Consider the following 15959-nt stretch of genomic DNA (forward strand, 5'->3'; position numbering starts at 1 on the left):
AACGGACTGGTAAGAGTGCACGTATTCCTGAACGTCGCCGCGACGTTAAGTAGTCTTACGACTGCTAAAACCCTTGTTCTGCAAGGGTTTTTCTTTTGCTCTAATTTAAAAAATACAGATTGAGTTTGTGGATTTAAAAAAAGCTTGTGGCAGACAATTGGCAGACACTTTGCTATAAATTTTCCAATTTATCACGATTTTTCACAAGCGCTTCATGTGTAACATGAGTGTGGATTTCCTGAGTAACTCGACTGTTAGAGTGGCCAACTCGCTGCTGGATGGCATACATCGGCACACTAAGCTCAGCCAGTTTTGAGATGTGAGTATGACGGAAGATATGAGAGCCGACCGGTTTGTTTATTTCCAACTTTTTGGCTGTATTTCGTAAGAAAGTATTGAATGCTGAAATCTGAATTGGTGTATGATTCTTCGTAGTAAACAGATAGCCGTGTCCGTCAGCATAAGCATATCTATCATGATAGATTTCGACAGCCTGCTTGGATAGCGCAACATCGCGCATTTCGGTGGGCGTTTTTGTTTGATCGATCTTGTGCCAGGCGTCCACCTTAAGTCCTGTATACTCAAGCATGCCATTAACGTGGGCAACCCAGCCGTCTACCGTTTTTTCAACGTCAGATACACTCAGCGCCAACGCTTCGCCACAACGCATCCCGGTTTGACATTCACAGAGAACAGCGTAGGTATTGTGCTTATAAGCATACTTAAGCAGACGGTTAAGCTCATAGGTTTCCAAAAATTTGCTGCGAGTTAAGCTGCCACCTTCACTGGGGCGATAGGCAATTTCTAACTTCTCAGCAGGGTTGCTGTTTAGATAGGATTTCTTGACCGCAAAAGCAAATAGCTGATGCAGAAAGATCTTAAACTTGGATGCATAAGCATTCGAGATGTGTTGTGGGCCATAAATCATATTCTCAATGGTCCGCGTTAAGATTAGCGGAGTGATTTTCTCAATCAGCGCATCCTTATCTAAAGACTTGACCAGCGATCTGCACATCATCTCAGCATTCGCATAGGTTGAGCGACGGACGCGAGGCTTATAGTTGTTCAAATAATCGTTAACTAGTTTTTGCAAGGAAATCCCATGAATCGTTTCAATATGATTAACCTGACTCATGATCTTAGCAATCTTAGCTTGCAGTATCATTCGGGCTTGATTCTTAGATTGCTGTGTATCCTTGGCTAATGAAACTGAAACTAGTCGACGTTTATTAGTTAATGGGTCACGATAGGTTTCTGTGAATCTGTATTTTTTCCGCGCTTGACAACATACATAATATCCTTCCTTTATTAATAAACGTACGTTCGTTTAATACGTAAAAATTAAGCTCACCCATTTTAGAGTGGGCTTTAGTTATTTACCAAAATGTTATTGTCTTTCAAAACATCTGAGTAACTAATTACTCCAGCTAAATTCGTACTTAAACCGCGAGTTGCTGTTTCAATTGTTTCTTTAGAGACACGCTTCTTACGATCCACATCATTAACTACATAGTAAAATACGGCTTTATCTCTAATTGGAGCGGTTGCTATGACATCATAATTAAATACCTTAGCGCTTGCGGAGTCATTAGGCCGTGCCGATGTTTTGACAAGCCGTTCAACTCCAGAAGAGTTTGGAATAGAAAAGTCAAAGTATGATGATGTCCCACTACCAGTAGCAATCTCAATATTAGATGTAAAAAGGATATTATGTTCTTTAAAGAAATTACTTAGTAAATCGTTGAATACTTCTTTGAAGTTATTCTTATTAAGGTAGGCAATATCGTTAATACGAAGAATAGCTTGCAATAGTCTATTCTTTGCAATTGGAAACTTATTAACTGGTGCTTTGATAAACAGTATTCCATTCTTTTGAGAAACGCCAAAATTATTAATGGTCTGTTCATAAATTCTCCAGGCGGTTTTAGATCGTTTATTGATTTTTATACCTAAGGATTCTAAATTATATAGAGTATAGCCAAAATCAGAAACTTCAATTTCATCAGGAAAAACAATTCGTGCATATAGATTAATGTTGTCGAAATCGTTATCTAAAAACGGAGTGCTGATGGATATATAACCATTACCAACTTCGGAAAAAACCAGTTCTTCTTTAAGCCAGGAATAATAATTTTTTTAAGAATCCTAGAGTTGATAGCATTCACGTGGTATTACCTCCTCTCACTTGTTTTGATATTAGTATAGTCAATGAAATTTAACAGCGCATCTTTTATTTTTGAGATGTTAACAAATTCTTTGATACTACCTATAGGAACAACGTTTTTAGGGATGTACTTATTAGCATGAGCATAGAAGTGGACATGTGACCCTAGCACAACAGTTTCTTGTGAAGAACCCACATTATTTTTGTGTCTTAAATTATTACCGAAATCAAAGCGTACCAGATGAATATCATACTCAGTAAACATTAGTCCAATTGAAAAATTTGTCTCTAATGGTGTTGTATGCATTTGAAAGTCGTAAACGATTTTTCTATTCGTATCGGTAGCTTTACAGTGATATGAATTACTGTAAATGATTAACGATTGTTCTATTTGATTAATTATGTCATTATATTCCATCTCATTATCAGGATACTTTTCAGCGCTTATTAATTGTTTAATTGTAGCTTTATCCAGATTTTCAATATCGAGTTTATTAATCATATCTTTTAAAATATGTCTCCCTTTAAAGTAGTCAATTTCGATGGGGTTTATTTAAATCAAGTATGCTTGTTATAATTAAGAAAACTAATGTTCGAGGTGTAAAAATGTCTGAGAAAAATCTGTTTGAAATTATTAATGGTCAGGTTATATTACATGATGACTTTCAAGGAATAGATAGGGTTATTCTAAACTATGAGCGGGTAGCCGCAATTAAGCTGCTTATTCAAAAATACAGTGACAAAGGGAAGAGCCAAACGAATTAAGTTTCAAATAACATTTATTTAGTTTGAAGCTTTCATTTTCGCCTAAGTTTATATTAACTTTTTGTTTAAGAAGATTTTCTAAGGTTTGATAACGAGATTCATATATAGATGAAGAAAGCCAAAAATCTTGATGGGACTCTATAATTCCTAATGAATTAAAGATGTCAATAGTTTCATCTTTTCCAAATAGATATGATTCATCGTCAATACTACATAAATAACTTGTTATTTTTCTAGTGGTAGCATTCTTATCGTTTTTAATAACAAGATATCCGAATGGCATTTGGTGTTCTTGCTGTTGATAGATTATTTTGAGAAACTCGGCTTCTTTTTGACCAAACTGTGCGACAACAGTCGCTAATCTTGGATTGATAACAGTATTTTTTCAATTATCTACCGTTGATGCAATTAAATTGACATACATCTTACGAATGTCATCTTCATTCAACTGATATCGTGATTCTTCCATTGCCTTAATTACTAAGCCTAATTTAGAAATGTCTCGGTTTTCTGAGGGAATCTCATTTATTTTATTGTCAATTTCTGTAGAGAATTTTTTTAATAAAGCTTTTGATACAGTCCCAAGCATTATAAGTGGAGAACAAATAACCGTAGTAGCACCATCTAGTGCCTCACCTAATGTTTTGGCTGCAGGATTTAACATAGCTTCTTGAGTTGATAGAGGTAATGAATTATAAACATCTATTCCAGAACTAATTATTTGATTTGGGTCCATATTCTTCACGTCCTTTCTTCGGAGAGGGCTTTTATTTTTCAGCTTTTAGCGTCGATCACGTTTGGACATACTTTAGTATCTGTTTAAAACATAGTAGTTGTGTACTTCTTCTTTAACTGCGTTGTCGAGATAGCTTGGTACCTGACTCTCCATAAAGTCATACACGTTAATGCTTTCTTTCGGCACATTTTGGCAATAGAATGGAACTAAGAGTTTAACGGCGCCTGTGTTCGCTTTATATTCAACGGATTGTTTACCGGTAAAAGTGGCGTGATAGAAACAAATATCAGTCTCATCGCCATTTAAGATGTGCGAAATCTCGTGAGCAAGTTGGAACGAAACTTCAGCAGGACGATGCCAGTTAAGGTTCATAACTATATTGCGATAGTGGAGCGAACATCCCGGTGGGGTTTCAGGAAGCCAGCTTATCGGTCTAGATAACGTTGATATTATGGTCAAGGGCTACCTTTTCTGGGTAGTTGCTAATCTCGGTTAATTTTGTCACCTTGATTCTGAAGGAGCTTTAGTACTTATCGTCATCTTAAATTTTTTGTCTTTAAAGACGAGTTCGTATTAATTTAAAATTAAAGGGAAAAGGGGGAGGGAAGACATATTTAAAGCATTTACAGATAGATTTGAGCCAAGCGCTCTGATTTCTATCGTAATTGCTACGCTATACGCTAGTCGCTTTGGCAGTAAAAGAGTTCAAAACTAGTTTTTTTATATCTTTCCTTGTTCATTTATTTTTCTTCGGTATGATGATTCTTATCATCGCTATTTGAAATACTGGGAGACTCATTTGAAATAGCGTTTCCACTAGTTTTAACTTCCAACCCTAGCTTTTAAGCTGGATTACTCTTATCTCTTAATCACAATATCGCCAATATGGATTTGCTGATCACTAGGTTCGGGGAAACCACCGGTTATTTGTGAAGGATCAACATTTAAATCTTTTTGGATAGCATTTCCATATAAGGCTGGTGCTAAATAGTCATGCTGCATAAGGTCAGAGATCACTGATGATTTGGGTGAATCAGCAATTGCCATATGAGCATATACCTTACTTACGACTACAGTTCCTTTGATTATATCAAGAGTCCCTAAGCTTTCACCGGTATCAGGATCAATGATAGGATCATCACCAAACTTATCGATAATTTCTAGATTGTCTCCGACTTTTAAACCATAATTAGATCCTGCATTAATAACGATTTGCTTTGTACTAATTATCTTTGCTATTTTCATTTCTTTCATCAATATTATGCACTTCCTTAATAATATTTAGCCTTGATTCAACAGCAGGTAAGTTATCACTTGGAATTTCGTTAATTAATATACAAGTAATCAATTGTTGGAGTTTTAATTGATCTTTAAGATGCTTTTTGTCCTTCGAGTCCAACGTGTGTTGATTTATCAGCCCGTTGTTATTATCTGACAATTCTTTTATAGTTTGTTGTAGTTTGTAAGAGTAAGCCATAATACACACTAAATAGGCAACTAGCAGAACTATCAAGTATCCAATAAATATATATACGGATATTCGGTTGAGCCAAGGTGTAAACGACCGCATCCCCTCCAGTAATGCCCAAATGGAGGTAATTGTTGCTATTGTGTAAGTCATGTAAGGAGGCCATATAGCGTGTTTAAATAATTTCCAGAAGATCTTTTTCACTCCTTTATAAGTAAATTAAACCATTGGCAAGAAGTTAATTACCACTCTGCAAGCATAAAGCGACATAGGATTTGAAGATGCTATAGCTTACCAAAAAAAGAAAGTTTAGAATAGATGTTTGTAAAAGCTATTTTAATTCTTTTTATCAGCAAAGAAATATTAATAAGTTTGTAAAAAAGATTGTGTAGATAAGCTTTTGAACGAGGCTAAATACAGTAAATGAGTTGTCCGTTCAATTAAAGATGGTTTTTATTTTCTACCACCTCTCACATTAAGTGACTTAGCCTGATACTTTTAAGGTTGATTAAGACCTTAATAACTAGGAAAGGAAATAGAAAATGGTAGAACGAAACGCTTATTAAATTAAGCAGAGAGTTAGCAACGCTGGATGGCTAATGATTTAACTAGAGATATAATGTTACAAAAGCGACTAAATGAGGAAATTAAGAATTCGGTTATCTATCGTCAGCTGTTGAATCGATCAATAATAACTGTTCGGATAGAACAGGGATAATTTTTTCTTCCAAAAGTTCAATTAATTTATTTTCTGGGCTCAAATCCAGATCAGTTTTGACCACTGAACTATCATTGTTCGTTTTAAACTCATTAATGAGTTTGACAACTTTTGGGCAATATAACACAACTTGTGCTTCAAGTTGGTGTTGATTTTGAGAGAATAGAATGGGAAATGTTTTAGAATCACTAATTTCACCGACCGTTATCGCTAAGTAGCTAATAAAAACAGACTTAACTTCAGGAATTAAATTCTGCTTAATTATTAATGATTTATCCAACTTTGTTTGATTAATCTGAAAAGTTTGAGAATCTTTTTCGAGATTTATTTTAAGTTCGTTATTTAGCTTAGTGATCTCGGCTTGAAATTCACAATTCTTGTCATTGCTTTCCTTTTCTTGTTCTAATCGCTTTGTCTCCAACTCGTGAACGAATTTTTGATTTTCCAAGAGAGTTTGTATTGGAAATAATTTCCAGCGGCCGAAAGCCCTAATAAAGCCCAAATTAATATTGATTGATCTAATGACATAGTTTAACCTCACTTTCATTTCAATTATACATCTACATATCACATCAAAAAGGGGTAAGGTGTCAGGAACACTTTCAAAAGAGGTACGGATTTCTGCTGGATTAAGTCAATCTAGAGATGTAAGAAAAACTAAAATTTCTCAGTCATTGTTAGTAATGATGGAAGCTAGTAAGAGAAAGACGTGAATAGGAGTAACCAATAAAACCAACCGTATTCTGAACAACAGCTAATCTAACCGCAAGGTAACTAGCGTTACGTCATCTACTAAGAACAGCCTCGCCTAACAAGTTACCTATTCAATCTTGAAGGGAATATTAGCGAGTTACTTAAAACTCTTGCCAAGTTTCAGGTGCAAATCAAGTACCGGAACTAGGTGCCTCCAATTCGTTTTTCAAGTCGTCTTACCTGACCTTGACGATACTGATTACAGCGATCAGTGATGTGATCAATAGGAATAGATTAAATTTGAACAACAAGGGCTAATAGTGAGCGATCTCCTATCGATAAAAATGAGATCTACAATTGCGGCTCGAGCTATGACACCATAATCAGTCAGTGTAAGTTCACAATCAACTACATAGCGGTTAATGGTGGTTTAATTAATTTTAAATCCGATGGGAGTGGCATTACGTTTAACCGGTAGGATATAAATTTTACAACTTGAGCTCACTCAACGGTGGTATCAGTTTTTCTGAGAATAATCTGATTGCTAATCGGCTAAAAGACGATGGTAGTAAGCTAAGAGTCCGGTACGACAAGTTGTTTATACTGACATCAATTAGCGATGCAGGTACGTTTATTCAGTCGGGTAGCTCAATGTCAAATATAAATACTACTGGGCTGTATGTTGATAGTGGTATCCATTATTTAAATCCAGGCGTGTAGGCAAATGACAAACCTGGTCGCGTGTGGAGGTTAATACGCATACATTCCACATGCAGGTTCGGCTTAACGGTCAATATAACTATATAGCATAGAATGAGGTTTACGGGATATTCGTAAATTACCTGCTCTTTTATAGCTATATATTAAGTAAGGTACTAAGGAGTTGATAGTTCTGAAAAAGCATCGCCCAAAGTATGCAAAAAAGTGCTTGAAGGAAGATGTCCAACCAGACATTTCTTTTTAACTTGAAGTTACTGATTTCTTAGTCAGTCTGTTATGATACTTTCTTTAAGAGTTAAGCGAAAATAGGGTGAAAGTTAAGGCTCGAACCTTTATTTCCGTATGTTTTAACATGTAGAAGCTGCTAAAGTTTTTTTGGGAGGGTGAATAATAGTTACGTTAAAACCAATTTGCGATAAAGCAAAGAAAAATAGCCAGAAGGGTCCTAACGAAAACTTGGTCACACTTTGGTAGTGACTACCGCTAGCATGAAAGCTACGACTATTATTAAAGCTCTACGAAAAAAGTAGTTTGTAAAGTAGGTATTGGGTAGCAAAGATTCGAAAAAGTAATGATATATTATTAATTATACATAATATAAGTACAAATAAAACCGGCAATGACACAACATTAACACCATTGTGGTATATCATCAGTAATTCCATGAACGGACTGGTAAAAACGCACATACTCCTGAACGTCACGACAAGTAAGGTCTTATAAAGAGGTTGAGATTTTTCTAGCCTCTTTTTTACAAATTTCTTATGAGAACGACATTATATGACGTGGATATATGAGATAATTATCTAGTAGAGGTGGAGAGGAATTAGTTGATGGATGCAACTAAAAGACGATGGGTTATTTGTTATAATAACAGAAAGAACATGAAAACGATTTAATGTCGGAGTTAATCGCCTGCTATAGTATAGCCTGGAGGAACCACCTCTCAAGTTATATCCTCTTCCCTTTACATGAAAAGATGAGTGGTGGCTTGATCGAGGTTAAAAACTGTATGGGAGGATTTTAAAATAAAGCTAAAAAAATAATAAGTAGACCATAATTTTTGATATTAAATAGATTATTTTGAAGTATTGGAGGGAAATACATGTCTTACTCGTTAAATGAAATTAAAGAGCAAATGGAACAGGTTGGAATCAAGGATCTTTTCGGGACAAAGCGAGAAGTGAAGGAACTTCCTAAAATTCTGACCGACAACGAAACGATTATCTATGGTTGCTCTGGCCTTGATGATGGAAACACGGTTCTATGCATTTTGACTAATCGACGCATTCTAATGCTAGACAAGGGATTGCTTTATGGTATTAAGTCGACGGAAATTCCGCTGGATATGGTAAACGGGGTGTCATACGAAAAAGGCCTTGTTTTAGGCAAAATTTCCGTTACTAACGGAGCAACCGTTACCAAGCTAGAAAATGTCAAGAAGCAAGACGCTCCCGTTATGGCCAATGCTATAAAAGAGCAAGCGGAGAAATACAAGTCGCTTCTAAAGAATAACGAACAACCGGTATTCCCGACTCATGACGAGCCCACAGATACCGACCAGCTCATCGTCGAACTTCGCAAACTCAAGCCATTAGTTGATGAGGGCGTAATCACAGAAGAAGAATTTCAGGAAAAAAAGAAGCAATTGCTAGGAATTTAGCAAGATGCACTAGTAGTCATCGGTATTTAAACAAACCGCGTTCATTGTAGTAACTTTACTACCTAAGTGAATGTGATCAGCTGGGGATATTAGTTTTATTTTTAGTAATATGGGTATATTTACAATTTTCAGTAATCTGTGAATCACGACATTTTGAACCACAATCTCCAAAACTGGCCTACATAACAGTTTTAATTTTATCTTGACACTGTGGGAGGAGGGGGGTACAGTATTAAGCAATCAGATGTCCTTTAAGCTAGTCCCGTGAGGCTAGAAAGGTAACGGAGTAATGCCCCCCGTGGGGCCCGTTGAACCCTTCACTTGCGGCGGAAGCTGAAGTGAAGGGTTTTCTTTTGGGACAGCCGAGAATTAAACCATCAAATTGCTCCCGTGAGGGCAAAATGGTTACCAAAGGCTGGAAGTGAACAGTTGTGGTAGCGATCAACCTCTCTGGAGCAAGCACGTGCCCCGGAGAGGTTTTTTCTTGGGGCAAATAGAAAAGGAGAATGCTTCATGACTACCCAATTGATTGAAAACCTGGTTTCCTTACCTCACTTTGTTTCGGTTGAAGATTTAACGACTGACCAGGTCAACGCCCTTATTCGTCGGGCTGAAGAGTTCAAAAGCGGTGCCGTTGCACCAAGCCTTAGCCAACCAGTCTATGTCACTAACATGTTCTTTGAAAACTCCACCCGCACCCACACCTCCTTTGCAATGGCCGAAAAGAAGCTAGGCTTAACTGAAATTCCCTTTGATGCCTCGCACTCCTCAATGAAAAAGGGTGAAACCCTTTATGATACCTGCTTAACCTTAGATGCGTTAGGGGTCGACCTAACAGTGATTAGAGCCTCCGAAAATAACTACTATCGTCCGCTAATCAACCCAGGAGCGGGGCATTATTTAGACTTGGGAATCGTTAACGGGGGCGACGGGTCAGGTCAACACCCATCCCAATGCATGCTCGATATTATGACCATTCACGAACACTTTGGTTACTTTAAGGGTCTTAAGGTGGCCATCGTTGGTGATATCACCCACTCGCGGGTCGCTCGCTCCAACATGGAAATTTTAAACAAGTTAGGGGCGGAGGTATACTTCTCCGGTCCGGAATACTGGTACGACCACGCCTTTGATAAGTACGGTAAGTTCTGCCCAATTGATGAGTTGGTTGAAGAAGTTGACGTTATGATGCTCCTGCGGGTTCAACATGAGCGCCATGAAGGAGATGCTCACGAGGGAACCTTTTCCGCTCAGGCATACCACGAGCACTATGGAATCAACGAACAACGTTATAGTCGCCTGAAGCCAGAAGCAATTATCATGCACCCGGGTCCGATCAATCGCGGCGTCGAATTAGCTGACTCACTGGTCGAAGCACCAAAATCAGCCTTTGTAACCCAGATGGAAAACGGGGTCTTCATGCGGATGGCAATGTTGGAAGCCGTTTTACGCGGTCGTAAGTTAGGAGGACTGGAATAGTGAAGACTCTGATCAAAAACGGGACTGTCTTTAATGAGGGTCACCTGGTCAACGAAGACCTCCTGGTCGAAGACGGTATTATCCGAGCACTGGGTAAGGATCTTCATGAATACTTAACCGATGATTACGTAGAATTTGACGCTGGTAACCTGCTGGTAAGTCCGGGATTGGTTGACGTGCATGTCCACTACCGCGAGCCGGGTCAAACTGAAAAGGAAACAATTAAGACTGGATCGGCGGCGGCTGCTCATGGTGGCTTTACCACGGTTGGTGCAATGCCAAATGTCGATCCGGTTCCAGATGCTCCGGAAAAAGTGGCCCAGATGATTGCCAAAAATCAAAAAGATGGCCTGGTCCACATCGCCCAGTACAGCGCCATTACGACCGGTCGGACCAGTGATCAACTGGTTAACATGGCCGGGGTGAAGAAGGCCGGTGCCTTCGCTGTTTCTAATGATGGTAATGGTGTTCAATCTGCTGGTACCATGTACCGGGCAATGCAAGCCGCCAAAGCAGTGGGCTTACCTCTAGCCGCTCACGTGGAAGATGAGTCACTGCTCTTTGGTGGTGTAATGACGGAAGGGGCGCGGGCTAAATACCTAGGCTTGCCAGGTAGCCCGGAAGTTGTTGAGTCCTCCCAGGTAGCGCGGGACCTTGCCTTGGCCAAGGCCACCGGAGTTCACTACCATGTCTGCCACGTTTCAACTAAGGATAGTCTAGCAATGATCCGCTTTGCCAAGCAAAATGGTGTCCGAGTGACCTGTGAGGCGACCCCGCACCACCTGTTATTATCAGACGAATGTATTGATGGCCACGATACCAACTATAAAATGAACCCGCCCCTGCGTCATGAAGAAGATCGGCGGGCTCTGGTGGCGGCCTTAAACGATGGTACGGTTGACATGATCGCTACCGATCACGCCCCCCACACCAAAGAAAACAAGGGAACTGACTTTTATTGCGGTGCTAACGGGATCACCGGGAGCGAAACCGCCTTTGCTCTCTTGTACACCAAACTGGTTAAGGCTGGACTCTTGAAGCTAGAACGGCTTTTGGATCTGATGGCCACCAACCCGGCAGCGGCCTTTAACTTAACCGAAGCGGGGCGTTTGGAGGTTGGGAAACCCGCTGATATCGCCATCTTTGATCTAGACCATGCCTACGTCATTGACCAACGTGATTACTTGTCCAAGGGACGTAACACCCCCTTTACCAGAATGACTGTTTACGGTCAAACTGTACTGACAATGGTGGATGGTCAGGTGGTTTACCGGCGAAAGGAGGACTAATTTGCAACGCTACCTAGTATTAGAAGATGGGACCATCTACCAGGGGACGGCCTTTGGAGCGAATCAGGAAACAACTGGTGAAGTGGTCTTTACCACCGGAATGACGGGCTACCAAGAGGCGATTACCGACCAGTCCTTTGCTAACCAAATTCTGGTCTTCACTAACCCTTTGATTGGCAACTATGGCGTCAATCTTGATGATAATGAGTCACTGCTTCCTCAGATTAAGGGGGTTGTGTGCCGTAAACTCGCCCATGTGGCGACTAATTGGCGGATGCAAGATACTTTAGATAACTTCTTAACTCAGCGGGGTATCCCCGGCTTAGAGGGAATTGATACCCGGGCGTTGGTTAAAAAGCTACGCCGTTACGGTACCTTGCGGGGACGACTAGTTGACCAAACTGAAGGAATTACCCAAGTTATCGCCGATTTAAAGAAGGCGACCCCGATGAAAAATGTTATTCCCCAAGTTTCAACCAAGAATCCCTATCCCAACCCGGGAACCAAGCGTAACATCGTTGTGGTTGACTTTGGCATTAAGCATTCGATTCTGCGTGAACTAGCTAAGCGGGACTGTAACGTGATCGTCTTACCATACAATGCTACGGCCAAGCAGATCTTGAGTCTGCATGCTGACGGGGTCTTACTTTCAAACGGCCCTGGTGATCCCCTAGAGATGAAGGGGGCTGTCGAGATGGTGGCTGAAGTTGAACAACACCTGCCAGTCTTTGGTATCTGCATGGGCCACCAGATCCTGGCGCTGGCTAATGGTGCCAAGACAGTTAAGATGAAGTTTGGTCACCGTGGTTTCAATCATCCGGTCAAAAACGTGGCTACCGGTGCGGTAAACTTTACTTCCCAAAATCATGGTTACGCCGTCGATGCTAGCTCAATTGATCCAACAAAGCTCTTAATCACCCACCTGGAACTAAATGACCAAACTGTGGAAGGAATTCGTCATAAACACTACCCGGCCTTTTCCGTTCAGTTCCATCCCGACGCCGCTCCAGGTCCTCATGATGCCGATCAGCTCTTTGATGACTTCATCAGCCTCGTTGACCAACGTAAGAAAGGACAAAATTAATGCCGAAGCGCACTGACATTCATAAAATCATGGTAATTGGTTCAGGACCGATTATCATCGGTCAAGCTGCCGAGTTTGATTACTCGGGGACTCAGGCCTGCCTGGCCCTTAAAGAGGAGGGCTACGAAACCGTTTTAGTTAACTCTAATCCGGCCACAATCATGACTGACAAGGAAGTTGCTGACCATGTTTACATCGAGCCACTAACCGTTGCAACCATCACCCGGATCCTACGCCAAGAAGCACCGGATGCGCTCTTACCGACTTTGGGTGGACAAATCGGCTTGAATCTAGCCGTCGCCCTTAATAAGACGGGTATCTTGGATGAGATGGGCATTGAGGTGCTAGGTACTAAGCTTTCTTCAATTGACCAGGCCGAGGACCGCGAAAAGTTTAAGGAACTGATGCAAGAACTTAGCGAACCAGTCCCGGCGTCCCTGACGGTAGCAACGGTCGACCAGGCCCTTGACTTTGCTAAGATGGTGGGTTACCCGGTCATCGTCCGCCCCGCCTTCACGATGGGGGGAACCGGTGGGGGGCTGGCTAACAATGAGACTGAGCTGACCGAAATTGCTAAGAATGGCCTTGAGCTCTCGCCAGCCACTCAGTGCTTGATTGAAAAGTCGATCGCGGGCTTTAAGGAGATTGAGTTTGAGGTTATGCGCGATGCCACTGATAATACGATGGTTGTTTGCTGCATGGAAAACTTCGACCCGGTCGGCATCCACACTGGTGATTCAATTGTTTTTGCCCCCAGTCAAACCTTGTCTGACCGTGAGTATCAGCGCCTGCGCGACTGTGCTTTGAAGTTGATCTCAGCCCTCAAGATTGAGGGGGGATGCAACGTTCAGCTGGCCCTGGACCCTAACTCTTATGATTACAACGTGATTGAAGTTAATCCGCGGGTTTCTCGCTCCTCAGCCTTAGCGTCGAAGGCGACTGGCTACCCGATTGCCAAGTTAGCAGCCAAGATCGCCGTAGGGTTAACCCTAGACGAGGTCAAGAATCCGGTCACCAAGACAACTTATGCCCAATTTGAACCGGCCCTGGACTACGTGGTCGTTAAAATTCCGCGCTGGCCCTTTGATAAGTTTTCCAAAGCCGATCGCCGACTGGGGAGCCAAATGAAGGCAACCGGTGAGGTGATGGGAATTGGGCGGACGGCTGAAGAAGCCCTGTTAAAGGCGATTGCATCCTTGGAGATTGACCAAAAGGACTTGCTATCAAGGGAGGCTCAAGAGGCAAGTGACCGCGAGTTAGAGGCCAAGTTGGTACACCCTCAAGACGACCGCCTCTTTTACATTGCTGAGGCCTTTCGGCGGGGGTACTCCTTAGATGATCTTCACGAGCTTACTCAGATTAACCATTACTTCTTGGATATCGTGGCGGGATTGGTTAAAGAGGAAGGACAAATTGCCCGGGCTGGCTTGGAACCAGCCACTATTCGCCAGGCCAAGCAGGATGGCTACTCTGACGCTACGATTGCCCAACTGGTTAACCGGTCACCAATCGCGGTGCGTAACTTTCGTAAGCAAAACGGGATCGTGCCGGTTTATAAGATGGTTGACACCTGTGCAGGGGAGTTTGACTCGGCAACGCCCTACTTTTATTCCACTTATGAAGCGGAAAACGAGAGCAAGCGTACTGACCGGCCATCCGTTCTAGTGATTGGTGCGGGACCAATTCGGATCGGCCAGGGGGTTGAGTTTGATTACGCTACCGTTCACTGTGTTCGGGCCTTACAAAAAATGGGCTACGAAGCAATCGTGATTAACTCCAATCCCGAAACGGTGTCAACTGATTTCTCAGTATCAGACAAACTTTACTTCGAACCCCTAACTCTAGAAAATGTCTTGAATGTGGCCGATTTGGAGCAACCAATCGGCGTCATTGTTCAGTTTGGGGGCCAAACGGCAATTAACTTGGCTGCCGGACTGGAGGAAAATGGGATTAAGATCCTTGGTACGACCGTAAAGGATCTTGATGCCGCTGAGGACCGGGAAGCCTTTGATCAGGTCATCAAGGACCTGGGGTTACGTCAACCGATTGGGATGACCACCACTAGTCGCCAAGGGGTGCTGGACGCAGCCAAAGAAATTGGCTACCCGGTCCTGGTTCGGCCAAGCTATGTGCTCGGGGGCAAGGCAATGGAGATTGTTGATAATCAGGCTGAACTGGAAGCCTATCTTGACCAAAACGAGGCCGTCACGGGGAGTCACCCGATCCTGGTTGATTCCTATTTAGAGGGGACCGAATGTGAGGTTGATGCAATTTGTGACGGGGAGCGTGTTCTCTTGCCGGGAATCATGGAGCACATCGAACATGCCGGGGTTCACTCTGGGGATTCGATGGCCGTCTACCCACCTCAGTCCCTATCGAATGATGTTAAGGCCCAAATTGAAGATGCCACGAAAAAATTGGCCGTCGCCCTTAAGTGTATTGGGATGATGAATATCCAGTTCATCATTCACGACAATCAAGCCTATGTTTTAGAAGTAAACCCGCGCGCCAGTCGGACAGTACCATTTCTATCCAAGGTAACACAGATTGAGATGACCCAACTGGCTACCAGGGTGATCATGGGTACCAGCTTAGCTGAGCAGGGATATCAGGGCGGGCTCGTCCAAGAAAGCCAACTAGTTTATGTCAAGGCGCCGGTCTTCTCCTTCTCCAAACTTGGTGATGTCGATTCCTACCTAGGTCCTGAAATGAAGTCGACTGGGGAAGTGATGGGTGCGGACGTGAGCTTTGAAAAGGCACTCGATAAGGCCTTCGCCGGAGCAGGGATGGCCGTACCAAATAACGGCGCTGTCCTGTTAACCATTGAAGATGGTGACAAGGCCCAAATTTTGCCTCTAGCCAAGCGGTTTAATGCGATTGGTTTTGCGCTGTTTGCCACTTGCGGGACAGCTAGCTTTTTGAAAAAACACGGTCTTCCGACCACCACAGTTGCCAAACTTAATGAGGCCGGGCAACCAGCCATCTTGGACGTGATTAAGGATAAGGGAGTTGACCTGGTGATCAATACAATGGGGCATGATGATGAGAAGAATTCTGACGGCTTCATCATCCGTCAGACCGCCATTGAGCACCATGTACCGCTCTTAACCGCTCTGGACACGGTTGCTGCCCTGCTATGCGCACTAGAAATGAAGTCTTATAGAACCACCGAACTATAGA

Annotated in this window: 12 protein-coding genes and 1 pseudogene; 6 read left to right on the forward strand and 7 right to left on the reverse strand. The window is 42.1% G+C overall.

The features are described 5' to 3' along the window. Positions 1–172 precede the first annotated feature (172 nt). The 3 genes from AOQ57_RS06040 to AOQ57_RS08330 all read right to left on the reverse strand — a co-directional run bounded on the left by AOQ57_RS06040 (position 173) and on the right by AOQ57_RS08330 (position 2666). Complete coding sequence (locus AOQ57_RS06040; RefSeq protein ID WP_093626192.1) at positions 173–1165, reverse strand: tyrosine-type recombinase/integrase; 993 nt, start codon at positions 1163–1165, stop codon at positions 173–175. A 203-nt stretch (positions 1166–1368) separates the two neighbouring features. After that, on the reverse strand, positions 1369–2106 hold the full coding sequence (locus AOQ57_RS08400; protein ID WP_093626194.1) for a DUF1828 domain-containing protein: 738 nt from the start codon (positions 2104–2106) through the stop codon (positions 1369–1371). Between the two features lie 65 nt (positions 2107–2171). Then, complete coding sequence (locus tag AOQ57_RS08330) at positions 2172–2666, reverse strand: DUF6978 family protein (RefSeq protein WP_235789017.1); 495 nt, start codon at positions 2664–2666, stop codon at positions 2172–2174. 104 nt (positions 2667–2770) lie between these two features. On the opposite strand from AOQ57_RS08330, the gene AOQ57_RS08225 reads away from it, so the two are divergent. Next, the gene (locus tag AOQ57_RS08225) at positions 2771–2929 is read left to right on the forward strand and encodes a hypothetical protein (protein ID WP_162200221.1); all 159 of its coding nucleotides are present in this window, start codon (positions 2771–2773) and stop codon (positions 2927–2929) included. On the opposite strand, the pseudogene AOQ57_RS06055 reads toward AOQ57_RS08225, so the two are convergent. From AOQ57_RS06055 to AOQ57_RS06080, 4 genes and pseudogenes are all read right to left on the reverse strand, one after another. Continuing rightward, positions 2886–3665, reverse strand: a pseudogene (locus AOQ57_RS06055) (DUF4393 domain-containing protein). The gene AOQ57_RS08225 and the pseudogene AOQ57_RS06055 sit on opposite strands and share 44 nt — an antisense overlap. A 72-nt stretch (positions 3666–3737) precedes the next feature. Next, on the reverse strand, positions 3738–4124 hold the full coding sequence (locus tag AOQ57_RS08420) for an ImmA/IrrE family metallo-endopeptidase (RefSeq protein ID WP_157686486.1): 387 nt from the start codon (positions 4122–4124) through the stop codon (positions 3738–3740). A 399-nt stretch (positions 4125–4523) separates the two neighbouring features. Beyond that, positions 4524–4919, reverse strand: coding sequence for a FlgT C-terminal domain-containing protein (locus AOQ57_RS06070; protein ID WP_093626202.1), 396 nt, complete (start codon positions 4917–4919; stop codon positions 4524–4526). Between the two features lie 873 nt (positions 4920–5792). Beyond that, entirely contained in the window at positions 5793–6398 is a 606-nt protein-coding gene (locus AOQ57_RS06080; RefSeq protein ID WP_093626206.1) for a hypothetical protein, read from the reverse strand. Between the two features lie 1971 nt (positions 6399–8369). On the opposite strand from AOQ57_RS06080, the gene AOQ57_RS06085 reads away from it, so the two are divergent. The 5 genes from AOQ57_RS06085 (at position 8370) to carB (ending at position 15958) form a co-directional block, all read left to right on the forward strand. Continuing rightward, a complete protein-coding gene (locus AOQ57_RS06085; RefSeq protein WP_093626208.1) occupies positions 8370–8927 on the forward strand; it encodes a PH domain-containing protein in 558 nt (185 codons plus the stop codon). A 528-nt stretch (positions 8928–9455) separates the two neighbouring features. Next, positions 9456–10406 carry an aspartate carbamoyltransferase catalytic subunit gene (locus AOQ57_RS06090; RefSeq protein ID WP_174498198.1) on the forward strand — a complete coding sequence of 317 codons (951 nt, stop codon included), beginning with the start codon at positions 9456–9458 and terminating at the stop codon, positions 10404–10406. Next, positions 10406–11695 (forward strand): dihydroorotase, encoded by a 1290-nt coding sequence (pyrC, locus tag AOQ57_RS06095; protein WP_093626211.1) that lies wholly within the window; start codon positions 10406–10408, stop codon positions 11693–11695. Before AOQ57_RS06090 ends, pyrC begins: the two co-directional genes overlap by 1 nt. Beyond that, positions 11661–12779 carry a glutamine-hydrolyzing carbamoyl-phosphate synthase small subunit gene (carA, locus tag AOQ57_RS06100; RefSeq protein ID WP_093626213.1) on the forward strand — a complete coding sequence of 373 codons (1119 nt, stop codon included), beginning with the start codon at positions 11661–11663 and terminating at the stop codon, positions 12777–12779. The genes pyrC and carA overlap by 35 nt, the downstream gene beginning before the upstream one ends. Next, positions 12779–15958 carry a carbamoyl-phosphate synthase large subunit gene (carB, locus tag AOQ57_RS06105; protein ID WP_093626215.1) on the forward strand — a complete coding sequence of 1060 codons (3180 nt, stop codon included), beginning with the start codon at positions 12779–12781 and terminating at the stop codon, positions 15956–15958. The genes carA and carB overlap by 1 nt, the downstream gene beginning before the upstream one ends. Position 15959: the final 1 nt, after the last annotated feature.

Origin of the sequence: Limosilactobacillus gorillae (genome assembly GCF_001293735.1) — a bacterium.
Lineage (GTDB): Bacteria > Bacillota > Bacilli > Lactobacillales > Lactobacillaceae > Limosilactobacillus > Limosilactobacillus gorillae.